At 72.2% G+C, this 16,042-nt stretch carries 16 protein-coding genes; 14 read left to right on the forward strand and 2 right to left on the reverse strand.

Going from position 1 to position 16,042, the window contains the following annotated elements; all coding sequences use genetic code 11:
• Window positions 1-38 precede the first annotated feature (38 nt).
• The 7 genes from ACQPZQ_RS12010 to ACQPZQ_RS12040 all read left to right on the forward strand — a co-directional run bounded on the left by ACQPZQ_RS12010 (window position 39) and on the right by ACQPZQ_RS12040 (window position 6,160).
• Window positions 39-1,322, forward strand: coding sequence for an adenosylmethionine--8-amino-7-oxononanoate transaminase (locus tag ACQPZQ_RS12010; RefSeq protein ID WP_433295030.1), 1,284 nt, complete (start codon window positions 39-41; stop codon window positions 1,320-1,322).
• Window positions 1,323-1,417: 95 nt separating this feature from the next.
• A complete protein-coding gene (locus ACQPZQ_RS12015) occupies window positions 1,418-2,425 on the forward strand; it encodes a GNAT family N-acetyltransferase (RefSeq protein WP_433295032.1) in 1,008 nt (335 codons plus the stop codon).
• Window positions 2,426-2,510: 85 nt separating this feature from the next.
• Window positions 2,511-3,662, forward strand: a complete 1,152-nt coding sequence (locus tag ACQPZQ_RS12020) for an 8-amino-7-oxononanoate synthase (protein WP_433295034.1) — start codon at window positions 2,511-2,513, stop codon at window positions 3,660-3,662.
• Window positions 3,659-4,363, forward strand: a complete 705-nt coding sequence (bioD, locus tag ACQPZQ_RS12025) for a dethiobiotin synthase (RefSeq protein WP_433295036.1) — start codon at window positions 3,659-3,661, stop codon at window positions 4,361-4,363. Before ACQPZQ_RS12020 ends, bioD begins: the two co-directional genes overlap by 4 nt.
• Window positions 4,342-5,367: a biotin synthase BioB gene (bioB, locus tag ACQPZQ_RS12030; protein ID WP_433295038.1), complete on the forward strand. Its 1,026-nt coding sequence runs from the start codon at window positions 4,342-4,344 to the stop codon at window positions 5,365-5,367. Before bioD ends, bioB begins: the two co-directional genes overlap by 22 nt.
• Complete coding sequence (locus tag ACQPZQ_RS12035; protein WP_433295040.1) at window positions 5,364-5,588, forward strand: hypothetical protein; 225 nt, start codon at window positions 5,364-5,366, stop codon at window positions 5,586-5,588. Before bioB ends, ACQPZQ_RS12035 begins: the two co-directional genes overlap by 4 nt.
• An 80-nt stretch (window positions 5,589-5,668) precedes the next feature.
• Window positions 5,669-6,160 (forward strand): type II toxin-antitoxin system PemK/MazF family toxin, encoded by a 492-nt coding sequence (locus tag ACQPZQ_RS12040; RefSeq protein WP_433295042.1) that lies wholly within the window; start codon window positions 5,669-5,671, stop codon window positions 6,158-6,160.
• A 38-nt stretch (window positions 6,161-6,198) separates the two neighbouring features.
• Here ACQPZQ_RS12040 and ACQPZQ_RS12045 read toward each other — a convergent pair whose 3' ends face one another.
• The gene (locus tag ACQPZQ_RS12045) at window positions 6,199-6,876 is read right to left on the reverse strand and encodes an LON peptidase substrate-binding domain-containing protein (RefSeq protein WP_241039389.1); all 678 of its coding nucleotides are present in this window, start codon (window positions 6,874-6,876) and stop codon (window positions 6,199-6,201) included.
• A 4-nt stretch (window positions 6,877-6,880) separates the two neighbouring features.
• Window positions 6,881-7,579, reverse strand: coding sequence for an NUDIX hydrolase (locus ACQPZQ_RS12050; RefSeq protein WP_433295044.1), 699 nt, complete (start codon window positions 7,577-7,579; stop codon window positions 6,881-6,883).
• A 165-nt stretch (window positions 7,580-7,744) separates the two neighbouring features.
• Here ACQPZQ_RS12050 and nadA point away from each other — a divergent pair, with 165 nt between their 5' ends.
• From nadA to hisB, 7 genes are all read left to right on the forward strand, one after another.
• Window positions 7,745-8,752, forward strand: a complete 1,008-nt coding sequence (gene nadA, locus ACQPZQ_RS12055) for a quinolinate synthase NadA (RefSeq protein ID WP_433295046.1) — start codon at window positions 7,745-7,747, stop codon at window positions 8,750-8,752.
• A 70-nt stretch (window positions 8,753-8,822) separates the two neighbouring features.
• Complete coding sequence (locus tag ACQPZQ_RS12060) at window positions 8,823-10,436, forward strand: L-aspartate oxidase (RefSeq protein WP_433295048.1); 1,614 nt, start codon at window positions 8,823-8,825, stop codon at window positions 10,434-10,436.
• Window positions 10,433-11,326, forward strand: coding sequence for a carboxylating nicotinate-nucleotide diphosphorylase (nadC, locus tag ACQPZQ_RS12065; protein WP_433295050.1), 894 nt, complete (start codon window positions 10,433-10,435; stop codon window positions 11,324-11,326). The genes ACQPZQ_RS12060 and nadC overlap by 4 nt, the downstream gene beginning before the upstream one ends.
• A 64-nt stretch (window positions 11,327-11,390) precedes the next feature.
• Window positions 11,391-12,923, forward strand: coding sequence for a serine/threonine-protein kinase (locus ACQPZQ_RS12070; RefSeq protein ID WP_433295052.1), 1,533 nt, complete (start codon window positions 11,391-11,393; stop codon window positions 12,921-12,923).
• 70 nt (window positions 12,924-12,993) lie between these two features.
• On the forward strand, window positions 12,994-14,313 hold the full coding sequence (gene hisD / locus ACQPZQ_RS12075) for a histidinol dehydrogenase (RefSeq protein ID WP_433295054.1): 1,320 nt from the start codon (window positions 12,994-12,996) through the stop codon (window positions 14,311-14,313).
• Window positions 14,310-15,440, forward strand: coding sequence for a histidinol-phosphate transaminase (locus ACQPZQ_RS12080; RefSeq protein ID WP_433284162.1), 1,131 nt, complete (start codon window positions 14,310-14,312; stop codon window positions 15,438-15,440). The genes hisD and ACQPZQ_RS12080 overlap by 4 nt, the downstream gene beginning before the upstream one ends.
• Window positions 15,437-16,039 (forward strand): imidazoleglycerol-phosphate dehydratase HisB, encoded by a 603-nt coding sequence (hisB, locus tag ACQPZQ_RS12085; RefSeq protein ID WP_433295056.1) that lies wholly within the window; start codon window positions 15,437-15,439, stop codon window positions 16,037-16,039. The genes ACQPZQ_RS12080 and hisB overlap by 4 nt, the downstream gene beginning before the upstream one ends.
• Window positions 16,040-16,042: the final 3 nt, after the last annotated feature.

Raw genomic sequence — 16,042 nt, forward strand, 5'->3', positions numbered from 1 at the left:
CCGAACCACCCAAGGACCTCGGCATAGGCTGCCTCGTCGTGACGACGACCGACGAGCTCATTGCGACCGACCGCGCGCACGTGTGGCACCCCTACGCGCCGATGCCGGCGACCGTGGCGCCGATCGTGGTCCAGTCGGCCTCCGGGGTCCGCTTGAGGCTCGCCGATGGCCGGGAGCTCGTCGACGGCATGTCGTCGTGGTGGGCGGCGATCCACGGCTACGCCCACCCGGTGCTCGACGCCGCGGTGCGCGACCAGCTCGGCACGATGAGCCACGTGATGTTCGGGGGGCTCACGCACGGGCCCGCCGTCGATCTCGCGCGGCTCCTGGTCGACAACACCCCAGCCGGTCTGGAGCACGTCTTCCTCACCGACTCGGGCTCGGTGTCGGTCGAGGTCGCGATCAAGATGTGCCTGCAGTACTGGCGGTCGCGCGGGCGCCCGGAGAAGCACCGGCTGATGACGTGGCGTGGCGGCTACCACGGCGACACGTTCGGCGCGATGAGCGTCTGCGATCCCGACGGCGGCATGCACACGCTGTGGCGTGACGTCCTGCCGCAGCAGGTGTTCGCCGGGGTGCCACCCACCGCGTTCGAACAGGACTACGTCGCCGAGCTGGCCGGCCTCGTCGAGCGGCACGCCCACGAGCTGGCCGCCGTGATCGTGGAACCGGTGGTGCAGGGAGCAGGCGGCATGCGCTTCCACGACCCCCGCTACCTGCACGTGCTGCGCGAGCTGTGCCTCACCCACGACGTGCTGCTGGTGTTCGACGAGATCGCCACCGGGTTCGGGCGCACCGGCGAGCTCTTCGCCGCCGACCACGCCGGCGTCGCGCCCGACCTGATGTGCGTCGGCAAGGCCCTGACCGGCGGCTACCTGTCGATGGCGGCCGCGCTGTGCACCGGCGAGGTCGCCCGGGGGATCTCCGAGGGCGAGGCCGGGGTGCTCATGCACGGCCCGACGTTCATGGGCAACCCGCTCGCGGCGGCGGTCGCGGCGGCCTCGACGCGGCTGCTGCTGGACAGTGACTGGCGCGCCCGGGTGCGCGGGATCGAGACGGCACTGCGCTCCGCCCTCGCCCCGGCACGGGATCTGCCCGGCGTCGTGGACGTGCGGGTGCTCGGCGCAGTCGGCGTGGTGCAGATCGACCGGCCGGTGGACATGGTCGCGGCGACGACGGCTGCCGTGGAGGCGGGGGTGTGGCTACGACCCTTCCGCGATCTCGTCTACACGATGCCGCCGTACATCTGCGAGCCGGCGGACCTGGAGGCGATCGGAGCCGCGGTGCTGGCCGCAGCAGCCGCCACCCCCCACCGAGCCTGACCCACCCGCGAGTCACGCGATTCCCGTGAGCGCGGGCCGTCCGGCACGCCGGAAATGGTGCGCGATGGGCGGTTTCGATCCTCTACGGTCGCGGCGTGACCGTAGCTGTCCTCCCGCCGGAGCTCAGGTCGGAATTGCACCTGCGTCCGATGCGTCACGACGATGCCGCGCGCTGGGCGGTGCTGATGGCCGCTGTTGAGGAGGTCGACCGCCGCGACGAGCACTACGACGCCGACGACCTCACCGAGGAGCTCGCCGACCCGGATCTCGACCTCGGGCGCGACACGCTCATCGTGCTCGACGGGTCCGCCGGGGACGAGGGCGTGGCGGTTGCCTACCAGGTGCTGCGGCTGCGCAGCGGAGGCGCCGAAGGTGCCTTCGTGGCCACGGACGCCGCCGTGCACCCCGCGTACCGGCGCCGCGGCATCGGCGCCGCGCTCCTGGCCGTGGCGCTCGACAGGGCCCGTGAGCTCGACGCCGCGCTGTTCATGCGGGTGCCCGAGACCAACGCGGGAGCCGTCGCCCTTGCCGAGCGGACCGGGATGGCGCCCGTCCGATGGTGGTCGGAGCTCGAGCGCGACCTGGCCGAACCGATCACGCCCACTCTCGTACCGGCCGGACTGACGGTCGCGTCGCTCGGCCCGCCCTACGACGCGGAGCGCTGGGACGAGCCGCTGCGTGCAGCGCACAACAGCGCCTTCGCCGACCACTGGGGTTCCGTGCCGGTGAGCCGGCAGGCCTGGGTGCACTGGCGCACCGGGAGCAAGTCCTTCCGGCCGGGCTGCTCGGCGGTCGCAACGACGGCCGACGGTGATGTCGTCGGGTACGTGCTCAGCTACGAATACGTCGCCGACACCGAGCGCACCGGGCAGCGTGACCTGTACATCTCGACCGTCGGCACCGTCGCCGCCCATCGGGGACGAGGGGTGGCGGCTGCCCTGCTCGCGCACGTGCTGCACGCGGCCACGGGCCTCGGTTACGACACCTCGTCGCTCACCGTCGACGCCCAGAACCCGACCGGTGCCCTGGGCGTCTACGAGAGGGCGGGCTACCGCCTGCACCGCCGCGAGATCACCTTCGCTGCACCCTCCGCACACTCCTGACCCAACCCCATCCGCGCATCGCGGCCCCGGCGCGACGGGCTTGCCGTGTGCGCCCCGCTCGTGCGGGTCGTTACGGTGGGTGCCCGTGGCCCCCTTCCCGCCCTCGCACCCGTTGGCCTGGCTCGAACCGCATGCCTCGCGGAGACGGGAAGCCGGACTCCGACGCGAACTGCGCCCCCGCGGCGCCGCGGACTCCGTGCTCGACCTCGCGGGCAACGACTACCTGGGCCTCACCGGCGACCCACGCGTGATCGCCGGAGGGGTTGATGCCCTGCAGACGTGGGGCGCGGGCTCGACGGGTTCCCGTCTGGTCACCGGCACCACCGCACTCCACGACGAGTTGGAGCGCGAGCTCGCCGGCTTCTGCGGCGCCGAGTCCGGGCTGGTGTTCTCCTCCGGGTACGCGGCCAACCTCGGCGTGCTGACGGCGCTGACGGGTCCGGGCACGCTGATCGTCTCCGACGCCGCGAACCACGCCTCGCTCGTGGACGCGTGCCGGCTCTCACGAGCCCGGATCGAGGTCGTGCCGCACGACGATCCGGCCGTCGTCGACGCCGTGCTCGCCGCTCGCGAGGAGCCGCGGGCCCTCGTGGTCACCGAGAGCGTCAACAGCGTCGACGGCGGGCTCGCCCCGCTCCCCGAGCTGCACGCCGTGTGCCGTGCGCGGGGCGCGCTGCTCGTCGTCGACGAGGCGCACGGGCTGGGCGTGGTCGGCCCGGGTGGCCGCGGCCTGCTCGCACAGGCCGGGCTGGCGGGAGCCGACGACGTGGTCGTCACGGTGACCCTGTCCAAGGCGCTGGGCAGCCAAGGAGGAGCAGTGCTCGGGCCGGCCGCCGTCACGGCTCATCTCGTGGACACGGCGCGGTCGTTCATCTTCGACACGGGGTTGGCGCCGGCGTCGGCCGGCGCGGCGCTCGCGGCACTGCGGGTGGTGCAAGCCGAACCCGACCGCCCGTCGGCCGTGCTGCGTGCCGCCGCGGAGCTGGCCGACGCGGCCGGGGTGCCCGCACCCGCCTCGGCCGTGGTGTCGGTCGTGCTGGGCGACCCGGCGCGGGCGGTCGACGCCGCCAGGGCGTGTGCCGAGCGCGGCATCCGGGTCGGCTGTTTCCGGCCGCCGTCGGTCCCGGAGGGCACGAGCCGGCTGCGGCTGACGGCGAGGGCCACGCTGACGGACGCCGACATCGTCCTCGTCCGCAGGGTCCTGGCCGAGGTGCTCGCACCCGTGGCGGCACGATGACCGGCGAGATCCTGGTTGTCACCGGCACGGGAACGGGCGTCGGGAAGACGGTCGTCACCGCGGCGGTCGCCGCCCTCGCACGTGCCCGGGGACGACGCGTGGCCGTGCTGAAGCCTGCGCAGACCGGGGTCGGGGCAGGCGAACCCGGCGACGTCGCCGACGTGGCCCGGCTCGTCCCCGGCATCACCACATGCGAGCTGGCCCGATTCCCCGAGCCGCTCGCGCCCGCCACCGCGGCCCGCCGCGCCGCGCTGCCCCCCGTCACGCCGGTCGAGGCCGCTGACGCGGCACGGAAGCTGGCCACGGACCACGACCTCGTGCTCGTCGAGGGTGCCGGCGGGTTGCTGGTGAGGTTCACCGACGACGGGGGCACCCTCGCCGACACCGCCGCGGCGCTCGATGCTCCCGTGCTGGTCGTGGCCACCGTGGAGCTCGGCACGCTCAACCACACCGAGCTCACCGTCGAGGCGCTCCGCGCGCGGGACCTGATCTGCGCCGGTGTCGTGGTCGGCGCCTGGCCCGCCACCCCCCACCTCGCGGCTATGTGCAACCTCACCGACCTGCCCGCCGTCACCGGTGTGCCGCTGGTCGGGGCACTGCCCGACGGTGCAGGCGCGTTGCCGCCCGGCGAGTTCGTAGCGGCCGCACGTCACGGCCTGGGCAGCGCTCTGGGAGGCGAATGGCAGACTCCAGGACCGTGACGACGATCGAGACCGACATCCTGGCCACGGCGCGCAGGCAGGTGCTCGAAGAGGGCACGGGCCTGACCGAGGCACAGGTACTCGAGGTGCTGCGGCTGCCCGACGATGCGCTCGACGAGCTCCTCGAGCTGGCGCACCAGGTGCGGATGCGGTGGTGCGGCCCCGAGGTCGAGGTCGAGGGCATCATCTCGCTCAAGACCGGCGGATGCCCCGAGGACTGCCACTTCTGCTCCCAGTCCGGCTTGTTCGACTCCCCGGTCCGGTCGGCCTGGCTGGACGTCCCGTCCCTGGTCGAGGCGGCCAAGCAGACGGCGAAGACGGGTGCCACCGAGTTCTGCATCGTCGCCGCGGTCCGCGGTCCGGATGCGCGGCTGATGGCGCAGGTGGCCGCGGGCATCGCGGCGATCAAGGACGCGATCGACATCAACATCGCCTGCTCGCTGGGCATGCTCACCCCCGAGCAGGTCGACGAGCTCGCCGCGATGGGCGTCCACCGCTACAACCACAACCTCGAGACGGCACGCTCGCACTTCCCGAACGTCGTCACCACGCACACGTGGGAGGAGCGCTGGGAGACGCTGCGACTCGTGCGGGACGCCGGCATGGAGGTGTGCTGCGGCGGGATCCTCGGGATGGGGGAGAGCCTCGAACAGCGGGCCGAGTTCGCCGCGCAGCTCGCGTCGCTCACACCCGACGAGGTGCCGCTCAACTTCCTGAACCCGCGTCCCGGCACCCCGTTCGGCGACCTCGAGCCGATGGCCGGACCGGATGCGCTGCGCACCGTGGCTGCGTTCCGGCTGGCGTTGCCGCGCACGGTGCTGCGCTTCGCCGGTGGGCGTGAGATCACCCTCGGCGACCTGGGCGCGCGCAAGGGCCTGCTCGGCGGGATCAACGCCGTGATCGTCGGCAACTACCTCACCACGCTCGGACGCCCGGCGGAGTCCGACATCGACCTGCTCGGCGAGCTGCAGATGCCGATCAAGGCCCTGAACGAGACGCTGTGAGCGCGCCGCGGTTCTGCGACCAGTGCGGCGTGCCGGCCGACGAGGGCGAGCACCCGCGCTGCGCCGCCCGTCGGGAGCTCGAACCGCCGCGGTTCTGCCCCGACTGCGCACGGCGCATGGTGGTGCAGGTGACGCCCACGAGCTGGACGGCGCGGTGCAGCCGCCACGGCGAACGGCAGAGCGCCGATCAGCGCCGCGACGCTGATCATCTACACGCCTGAGGCCGAGTCGCAAGACACCAGCAACCGGTTCGTGATCATGAGGAATGGTGGGTCACAGGTGCGTCCAGCATGCTGTGGCCATGTCGAACTGGAGCGGAGTCCTGCGGCAGGCCACAAAAATCGGTCTGGACCTGCTGTCGTCGCGCAAGCAGGAGCCGGCTGCTCCTCGGAGAGTGCCGGCCCGCAGTGCGTCGTCCCTAGATCGGGCGCGCACGATCATCTACTCGCCCGACCCCGACGGAACCGCGGATCCCGGCGAGATCGTCTGGGCGTGGGTTCCGTTCGAGGAGAACGACGGGCGGGGCAAGGACCGGCCGATCCTCGTCGTCGGGCGGCAGGGCGGCGAGCTCGTCGGGCTGATGTTGTCGAGCCAGCTCGACCACGCGGGCGAGTGGGACTGGATCTCCATCGGGTCGGGCCCGTGGGACCGCCAGGGCCGGGAGTCGTTCGTCCGGCTCGACCGGGTGCTCGAGGTCGGGGAGCACGACATCCGGCGTGAGGGCGCAGTCCTGGACAGGCACCGCTTCGAACGGGTCGCCGGGGAACTGCGCACGCGCTTCGGTTGGCGCTGACCGCGTGACTCGCGGGCCGGGGCGAGCGGCTCGCGAGGTCAGTTGATGCTGGTCTCCACCGCATAGGTGGTGATCGGGGCGGGGACCGCCCGCAGCTGGCTCAGCAGGCCGGTCTCGCGGGCCAGGAGTGCGCGCACCATGCGTAGGCGCTCGATGGGGGAGGTCTGCTCGAGCAGACGCTGGCGGTCGCCGATCGGGAGCAGGCAGTCGGCCGCGAGCAGGTGCGGCAGGGTCTGCGGCTCCTGGTCGTCGGCGGGCTCGGACCAGTCGCCGGCCTTCCACGCGGTGGCGCAGTAGCGACGGTGGGCCGCACGGGCTGCGGCGGTGAGCATCTGCGTCATCCCGTCGGCGGAGGGCGCCTCGGTGTCGGGCAGGAACTCCACCGAGCCCATCAGGTAGGGCTTCGACTCGTCGTCGAGATCGAGCAGCCGGAACCGTCGCGCCCCGCGGGTGACGATGTCGAAGCGGCCGTCGGGCAGCCTGCGGACATCACGCAACTCCGCCGTGCAGCCGACGGTGTGCAGTCCGGCGATGCCGTCGTCGTCGGGAGCCCACCCCTCACGGACGGCGACGACCCCGAACTCCTTGTCCGGCACCGCGCCGGTGACGAGATCGACGGTGAGCTGCCGATAGCGCGGTTCGAAGATGTGCAGCGGCAGCGAGGCTCCGGGCATCAGCACCGTGCCCAGCGGGAACAGCGGGAGCGTCTCAGCCACCCAACTACGGTACGGCGCCGCGCAGTTGCTCGCTCGGCGGCCGCAGCACCGCGAACGCATCGGTCACATGAAGTACTCGATCGGTGAACCGGAAGAGCGCCGCGGGCCGTCCGCCGGCCGGTCCGGGGGGCGCGACCTCGCCTGTCGGCTCCAGCAGCCGGCGCCGGGTGAGCACCCGTTGCAGGTTGGTCGCGGACACCGGATGCCCGAGCGCGGCCACGTAGAGCCCGCGTAGCGCGGAGATCGTGAACTCCCGTGGGGCGAGCGCGAACCCGAGGTTCGTGTAGGAGAGCTTGGCGCGCAGCCGGTCGTGGGCGGCCTCGACGATGGCGGCGTGGTCGAACGCCGTGGGGGGTAGCGCGCTGAGGGCGTGCCATGCGGTGTCGGCGGGGACCTCGGGGTCGGAGTCGGACGGGACGAGCCCGAGGAACGCGGTGGCGATCAGTCGCGAGCCGGGTACGCGGTCGGGGTTGCTGAAGACCGAGATCTGTTCGACGTGGGTCACCTCACGGACGTCGACCTTCTCCGCGAGCTGGCGTCGTACCGATCGCTCGACGTCCTCGTCGTCCCCGAGCCGGCCGCCGGGGAGCGCCCATCGGCCCTCGTCCGGCGGGCGCGCCCGCTGCCAGGCGAGTACCTGCAGCGAGCCCTCGCGGATCTGCAGCACCGCCGCCAGCACCTCGTGCTCAGTGGGGCGGGCCATGCGCGGATGGTAAGCGCGGCAGGGGCGGTTACCGAGCGGGACACGTGAACTACGGGTTGCGTCGCGATGAGTTCCCGGTCACGAGAGCGGTGTGGCGGGCTGAACGCGCTGCTACGATCGAGCCCGTTTACGACTCATAGTCGAAAACGGGAGAAGGAGGACATCGTGACCCTCACCGAGGTCGCCACCCCCTCGACCGGGGCACCGCCGGTCGACTCGGACTGGGCGGACGAGGTCCGTGAGCTCGCCCGCCGCCGCGATGCCGTGCTGCTCGCGCACAACTATCAGCTACCGGCCATCCAGGACATCGCCGACCACACGGGCGACTCGCTGGCGCTCTCGCGCATCGCGGCGGAGTCCGACGCGTCGACGATCGTCTTCTGCGGCGTCCACTTCATGGCCGAGACCGCGAAGATCCTCGCTCCCGACAAGACCGTCCTGATCCCCGACGCCGCCGCCGGGTGCTCGCTCGCCGACTCGATCTCGGCGGACGAGCTGCGCGCGTGGAAGGCCGAGCACCCGGGCGCGGTGGTCGTCTCCTACGTCAACACCACCGCGGCGGTGAAGGCCGAGACCGACGTGTGCTGCACGTCGTCGAACGCGGTCGAGGTCGTGGAGTCGATCCCGGCCGACCGTGAGGTGCTGTTCCTGCCCGACCAGTTCCTCGGTGCCCACGTCCGGCGCGTCACGGGGCGGGAGAACATGCACGTGTGGGCCGGGGAGTGCCACGTGCACGCCGGGATCAACGGCTCCGTGCTCACCGCCCAGGTCGAGGCGAACCCCGACGCCGAGCTGTTCGTCCATCCCGAGTGCGGCTGCGCGACGTCGGCGCTCTACCTCGCAGGCACGGGCGCGGTGCCCGAGGAGCGGGTGAAGATCCTCTCCACCGGCGGCATGCTCGACGCCGCCCGCGCCAGCTCGGCGAAGAGCGTGCTGGTGGCCACCGAGGTGGGCATGCTCCACCAGCTGCGCCGCGCGGCGCCGGAGATCGACTTCCGCGCCGTCAACGACCGCGCCTCCTGCCGGTTCATGAAGATGATCACTCCGGACAAGCTGCTCCGGTCGTTGCGCGACGGCACCGACGAGGTGCACGTCGACCCCGAACTCGCCGCCCGTGGGCGCGCCGCTGTCCAGCGCATGATCGAGATCGGTCAGCCCGGGGGTGGGGAATGAGCGAGCTTGCGAGCGAATCAGTGACACAGCGCTTCCGCGCAGCGCTGACCGAGCGCAGCGAGGGATGGCGATGAGCGAGGTCTGGGAGGCCGCGGCCGACCTCGTCGTCGTCGGGTCCGGTGTCGCCGGGCTCACCGCCGCGCTGGACGCCGCCGAGCTCGGGCTCCGCGTCGTCGTCGTCACGAAGGACGCCCCCGACGCCGGGTCGACGCGCTGGGCGCAGGGCGGGATCGCGGTCGTGCTCGGTGACGTGTCCGGAGACAGCGTCGACGCACACATCGTCGACACCCTCACTGCCGGCGGCGGGCTCTCCGAGGCCGTCGCCGTGCGGGAGATCATCAGCACGGGACCGGCGGCGGTCGCGCGGCTGCGCGCCCGGGGCGCGGTCTTCGACGCCGGTGGCGACGGGAGGCTCGCCCGCGGCCGGGAGGGCGGCCACTCCGCGTTCCGCGTGATCCACGCCGGCGGTGACGCCACGGGCGCGGAGATCGAGCGGGCCCTGGTGGCCACGGTCCACGACCGGCAGTTGCCGTTGCTTGCCGGACACGTCGCCACGGACGTGCTGCGGGACGAGTACGGCGCCGTCGCAGGCCTCACTGTGCTGGACGACGCGGGGCGTCCCGGCGTGCTCCATGCGCCCGCGGTGCTGCTGGCCACCGGCGGGTATGGGCAGCTCTACGCGAGCAGCACCAATCCGGCCACGGCCACTGGCGACGGTGTCGCGCTCGCCCTGCGGGCCGGTGCCACCGTGGCGGACCTGGAGTTCGTGCAGTTCCATCCCACCGCCCTCTATCCGGTCGCCGCGCCCAGCAACGGGCGGCGGACGCGGGCGGTCGGCCGTCTTCCGCTGGTGACCGAGGCCGTCCGCGGGGAGGGCGCCGTGCTGCTCGACCGCGCCGGGCGGCGGTTCATGACGGGGGTGCACCCGCTCGCCGACCTCGCCCCGCGCGACGTCGTGGCCGCGGCGATCACCCGCACACTCGCCGACACCGGCGCCGAGTACGTCCACCTCGACGCCACGGCCGTCCCGCAGTTCGCCGTGCGCTTCCCCACGGTCTACGCGGCCTGCCGGGCGGTGGGCGTCGACCCCGTCCGGGAGCCGATCCCGGTCACGCCCGCCGCGCACTACGCGTGCGGCGGAGTGGTCACCGACCTGCACGGGCGCACCGCCGTGCCCGGGCTGTACGCCGCGGGCGAGGTGGCACGCACCGGCCTGCACGGGGCCAACCGGCTGGCGTCCAACAGCCTGCTTGAGGGACTCGTGATCGGTGGGCGCGCCGCGCGCGCGGTGGCCGCCGACCGGCAGGTGCCGCGGGCCATGGGTGTCGTCCTCCCGGAGCCGGCGCCTGCTGTGGCGATCGCGCCGCGCTCGATCGTGCAGCACGCGATGACGGTGGCGGCGGGGATCGGACGTGACGCGGCCGGGCTCGCCTCGGCGTCGGACGCCGTGGAGGCGGCCATCGCGCTGCGGGTGCCGACCGACCGGACGACCGTGGAGGACGCCGCGCTGACCCTCCTCGCGCAGGCCGTGCTCGCGGCGGCCGGGCACCGCAGGGAGACCCGGGGATGTCACGTGCGCACCGACTTCCCGGAGCGGGACGACGTCTGGCAGCGGTCGAGCCTGGTGATCGGGCTCGACGCAGCGGGACGACCGACAGTGCAGGAGATGGCGGTGGCGGCATGACCTCGGTGACGATCGGACCTGATCTGGACGACCTGCAGCGCGTCGTCGAGACCGCGTTGGGGGAGGACCTGCGCTACGGCCCCGACGCGACCACGGCGGCCACCGTCCCGGCCGATGCCGTGGCAGTCGCAGCGTTCACCGCGCGGCAGCCGGGTGTGCTCGCCGGGGTTCCCGCGGTGCTGGCCGTCCTCGACGCCGTGCTGGGCGAGAACGGGCTGGGCAGGGACGGGTCAGCCGGTGGCTTCGAGGTGCTCGACGCGCGATCCGACGGCGACCGGCTCGCGGCGGGCGACGTCGCTCTCACCGTGCGGGCGCCGGTACGCGGCCTGCTCACCGCGGAGCGCACGGCCCTGAACCTGCTGTGTCACCTCTCGGGCGTGGCGACGGCCACGGCGGCCTGGGTGGACGCCGTGGCCGGCACGGCTGCCCGCATCCGCGACACCCGCAAGACCATGCCCGGGCTGCGGCTGCTGGAGAAGTACGCCGTGCGCTGCGGGGGCGGGGTGAACCACCGCCTCGGCCTCGGCGACGCGGTGCTGATCAAGGACAACCACGTGGCCGCTGCCGGCTCGGTCAGCGCCGCGCTCGCCGCGGCCCGGTCCCGCGCACCCGGCCTGCCGTGCGAGGTGGAGGTCGACACGCTGGAACAGCTCGACGAGGTGCTCGCGCTCGACGCCGAGCTGGTGCTGCTGGACAACTTCTCCGTGGACCAGACGCGGGAGGCCGCGCGGCGGCGCGGTGACCGGCCGACGCAGCTCGAGTCGTCCGGCGGGCTCGTGCTCGCGAACGCCCGTGAGTACGCGGAGACCGGTGTCGACTATCTCTCCGTGGGGGCCCTGACGCATTCGGTCACGGCGCTCGATATCGGGCTCGACCTGCGAGGGTCGTAGCCGGTCCGAAAACTCCCGTAATCTGCGCCCGCCGTAGAGGGGGGTTCAGTTGGACGATCTGACCGTGGACGATCCGAGGCAGGTCGGCCCCTACAGCCTCCTTGGTCGGCTGGGCTCGGGTGGCATGGGCCGTGTCTACCTGGGACGGTCCAGAAGCGGGCGCCAAGTCGCTGTCAAGGTCGTCAAACAGGAGCTGCTCGACCAGGATGGTTCGTTTCGTCCCCGCTTCCGCCGTGAGGTCGAGGCTGCGAAAGCGGTCGGCGGTTTCTGGACTGCTGCGATCGTCGACAGCGACGCAGACGCAACCCCGCCCTGGTACGCGAGTGCCTTCATCGATGCACCGACATTGCATGACGTCGTCACCGGTGGCGGGCCGTTGTCCGTGCCCGATGCCCTCTCACTCGGCGCTGGGCTAGCCGAGGCTCTTACTGCCATTCACAAGGCAGACCTGATCCATCGGGATCTCAAGCCGTCGAACGTCCTGATGGCGCCCGATGGCCCGCGGGTGATCGACTTCGGCATCGCTCGCGTGGTGGCGCCGGGCGCTGCACCGCTCACCGCCACGGGATGGCGTCTCGGGACGATCGGCTACCTGGCGCCGGAGTTGCTTCGGGGAGGCTCCCCGAGCGCGGCCAGCGATGTGTTCGCCTTCGGCGTGCTCATCGTCTTCGCGACGACCGGGCATCTGCCGTTCGCCGGTTCGACAGATGCCGAGGTCGTGCTGCGCACGGTGGGCGAACCGCCCGACCTCAGCGGGGTCGACGGCCGGCTCGTGTCCGTAGCCACCGGGTGCCTGGCGAAGGATCCCGCCGAGCGTCCGGACGTCCGGGAACTGCTCGACCTTTTCGCTGCTCCCCGCGACGTGCCAGCGGGAGGAGCTGAGAGGTCAGGCACACGGGTGCTCGACTCGACCCGGCAGATCGCCGACGACCCCGACACCGCCCAGAGCGGGGACACGGCGACGACAGTTGGCATCGAGCCCGATGCGCGTGCACGACGCGGCTCACGCACCGCTCCGCACTACCGCAGCGCGAAGGATCAGCCGTGGAGCTCGGCATGGGGTGCCGCGCTGGCGACGGCTGCGATCAGCTTCGGTCAGCTGACGTGGTTCGCGTCCGCGCCCTGGGCTGTCGCCGGTCCGAGCGCTGCGGCGGTGATGGTCGTAGCCCTGCTCGCGCTCAGGGCGGGCCAGGTTGCGTCGCCGACAGTCGAGAAACGAGGGGTCTGGCGGGCGTGTGTCCTGCTGTCGATCTCGTGGGGCGCGATGCTCGCGGTGGTGCTGGTCGCCGACACAGGCCAGGCGTGGTGGACGGTCACGCTCTTCGGGATCGGAGCCGTGGTCGCCCTCCTCGCGAGCTGCAGCGTTCTCAGCGAGTTGCTCGCGGGGATGTTCGACGGCCCGGTGCCGACCAGCACTGCTCTCGGCCTCGCGAGCGGAGGCCTGACTGTCGGGCTTCTCACTGGCGTGGCCGACATTGACGTGTGGTTCGCCGTGCCTGCAGGGGTGGTCGTATGGGTCATTTCCGGGGCGACGATCTCATGGATAGCCGCCATCGGTTACCTACCGTTCGACGAGAAGGAACACCGCACCTTGTGACGGCGCGGCGAGCCCCGTGCGGTACGCCTCCCTGGTCCGATTACGGCGTTGCCCCCGTACCCTGGGACCCATGCTCCGCCGACTCGACCTGCGCGCCGCGCCCCTACCCCGCACCGCCGATCTGCGTGGTCTGTTGCCACGTGCCGAGGTGGATGTGGACACGGTGCTGCATCGAGTCCGCCCGATCGTCGACGCGGTGCGGCAGCGGGGGGCAGAGGCCGCTCTGGAGTTCGCCGAGCAGTTCGAGAAGGTGCGCCCAGCCGGGATCCGGGTGCCGGCGCAGACCCTCGCGGGTGCACTCGCTGCGCTCGACCCGTCGGTGCGGGCGGCGTTGGAGACCTCGATCGCGCGGGCCCGTGCGGTGCACGCCGATCAGCGCCGGCGCGACATCGTCACCGACGTGGTGGCGGGCGGCACGGTCACCGAACGGTTCGTGCCCGTCGCCCGGGTCGGGCTGTACGCGCCCGGCGGGCTGGCGGTCTACCCGTCCAGCGTGGTCATGAACGTCGTCCCCGCCCAAGCCGCGGGGGTCGAGTCGCTGGTGGTGGCCTCCCCACCGCAGGCCGAGCACGGCGGGCTGCCCCACCCCACGATCCTCGCCGCGGCGGCGTTGCTGGGGGTCGAGGAAGTCTGGGCGGTCGGCGGCGCGCAAGCCGTCGCCCTGCTCGCGTACGGGGGCACCGACACCGACGGCGCGCCGCTGGAGCCGGTGGACATGGTCACCGGGCCGGGCAACATCTACGTCACCGCCGCCAAGCGGCTGCTGCGCGGGTTCATCGGGATCGACGCCGAAGCCGGCCCCACGGAGATCGCCGTGCTGGCCGATGCCACCGCCGACCCCGTCCACGTGGCCGCCGACCTGATCAGCCAAGCCGAACACGACCCCAACGCCGCGTCGGTGCTGGTCACCACCTCACCCGAGCTCATCGACGCCGTCGACGCCGAACTGGGGCGCCAGGTGCCGCAGACCAAGCACACCGAGCGGATCCGCACGGCGTTGACCGGGCCGCAGTCCGGGGCGGTGCTGGTGTCCGACCTGGCCGATGGCGTCAGCGTCGTCGATGCGTATGCCGCTGAGCACTTGGAGATCCAGACCGAGGACGCGCGCGCCGTTGCGTTGCGGGTGCGCAATGCGGGCGCGATCTTCGTCGGCCCGTATGCGCCGGTGTCGCTGGGTGACTACTGCGCGGGCTCCAACCACGTGCTGCCCACGGGCGGGTGTGCGCGTCATTCCGCGGGGCTGTCGGTGCAGACGTTCCTGCGTGGGGTGCACATCGTGGAGTACAGCGAGGAGGCGCTGCGTGAGGTGGCCGACCAGGTCGTGACGCTCGCCGCCGCCGAGGATCTGCCGGCGCACGGCCAGGCGGTCACAGCGAGGTTCGGCCGGTGACGTGTTTTCTCTCGGCAGTGGGCGGCGAGGTCACCCTCGACGACCTGCCTCTTCGTGACGACCTGCGTGGCCGCAGTCCCTACGGTGCGCCGCAGCTGGATGTGGCGGTGCGGCTCAACACCAACGAGAACCCCTACCCGCCGCCGCCCGAGCTCGTCGCGGACGTCACACAGGCCGTCCATGCGGCTGCGGTCGATCTGCACCGCTACCCGGACCGCAACGCCGAGGCGCTGCGCACCGACCTCGCCGCCTACCTCACCGGCGCCAGCGGTGTGACGCTCGGCATGGCCAACCTGTGGGCCGCCAACGGTTCCAACGAGATCCTGCAGCAGATCATGCAGACCTTCGGTGGGCCCGGGCGCACGGCGGTGGGGTTCGAGCCGTCGTACTCGATGCACCCGATCATCGCGGCGGGCACGCGCACCGAGTGGCTCCCGGCGCCGCGGCGCGCCGACTTCGCGGTCGACGTCGACGCGGCGGTGGCGGTGCTGCGTGAGCGCGCCCCGGACATCACGTTTCTGACCAGCCCGAACAACCCCACGGGCCAGTCGTTGGAGCCCGCCGAGCTGGCTGCGTTGATCGACGCGGCCCCTGGTGTGGTGGTGGTCGACGAGGCCTATGCCGAGTTCTCCGACCGTCCCAGCGCGATCACCCTGTTGCCCACCCACGGGCGCAAGCTGATCGTCTCGCGCACGATGAGCAAGGCCTTCGCCTTCGCCGGCGGGCGGCTCGGCTACCTCGCCGCCGCACCGGCGGTGGTCGACGCGCTGCAGCTCGTCCGGCTGCCGTATCACCTCTCCTCCCTCACCCAGGCCGCGGCGCGTGCTGCGTTGCGGCACGCCGATGCCACGCTCGGTTCGGTGGCGCTGTTGCGCGCCGAGCGTGATCGCGTGGTGGCGGATCTCGCCTCCATCGGGTACGACGTGGTGCCCAGCGATGCCAACTTCGTACTGTTCGGCCGTTTCGCCGACGCCCCCCGGGCCTGGCGGGCGTTCCTCGACCGCGGTGTGTTGATCCGCGATGTCGGGATCGCGCAGCGGTTGCGCGTCACGATCGGCACACCGGAGGAGAACGACACGTTCCTGCAGGTCGCAGCGGACGTGGTGGAGCGGGAGTTACACACATGACCAGCAGGATCGGCCGCGTCGAGCGGGTCACCAAGGAATCGAAGGTCCTCGTCGAGATCGACCTCGACGGAACCGGCACCACCGAGGTCACCACCGGAGTGCCGTTCTTCGACCACATGCTCGACGCCTTCGGCAAACACGGCGCGTTCGACCTGACGGTGCAAGCCGAAGGTGACGTGGAGCTGGATGCCCACCACACCGTCGAGGACGTCGCGATCGTGCTCGGACAGGCGATCCGGCAGGCGTTGGGCGACAAGAAGGGCATCCGCCGTTTCGGCGACGCCTGGATTCCGATGGACGAGGCATTGGCGCAGGCGGTGGTCGATGTGTCCGGCCGCCCGTACGCCGTGCACACCGGCGAACCCGACGTCATGCAGGGCTTCGTCGTCGGGGGCCACTACCCCACGGTGCTCAACCGCCACGTCTTCGAGTCCCTGGCCTTCCACGGCCACCTAGCCCTGCACGTCCGGGTGCTCGACGGGCGTGACCCCCACCACATCACAGAAGCTGAATTCAAGGCCGTCGCCCGTGCGCTGCGCGCGGCCGTCGAGCCGGACGCCCGGATCACCGGGATCGCGTCCACGAAGGGCACTCTCTGACGG

This window comes from Pseudonocardia sp. CA-142604, assembly GCF_050948475.1.
GTDB classification, from domain to species: Bacteria; Actinomycetota; Actinomycetes; order Mycobacteriales; family Pseudonocardiaceae; genus Pseudonocardia; species Pseudonocardia alaniniphila.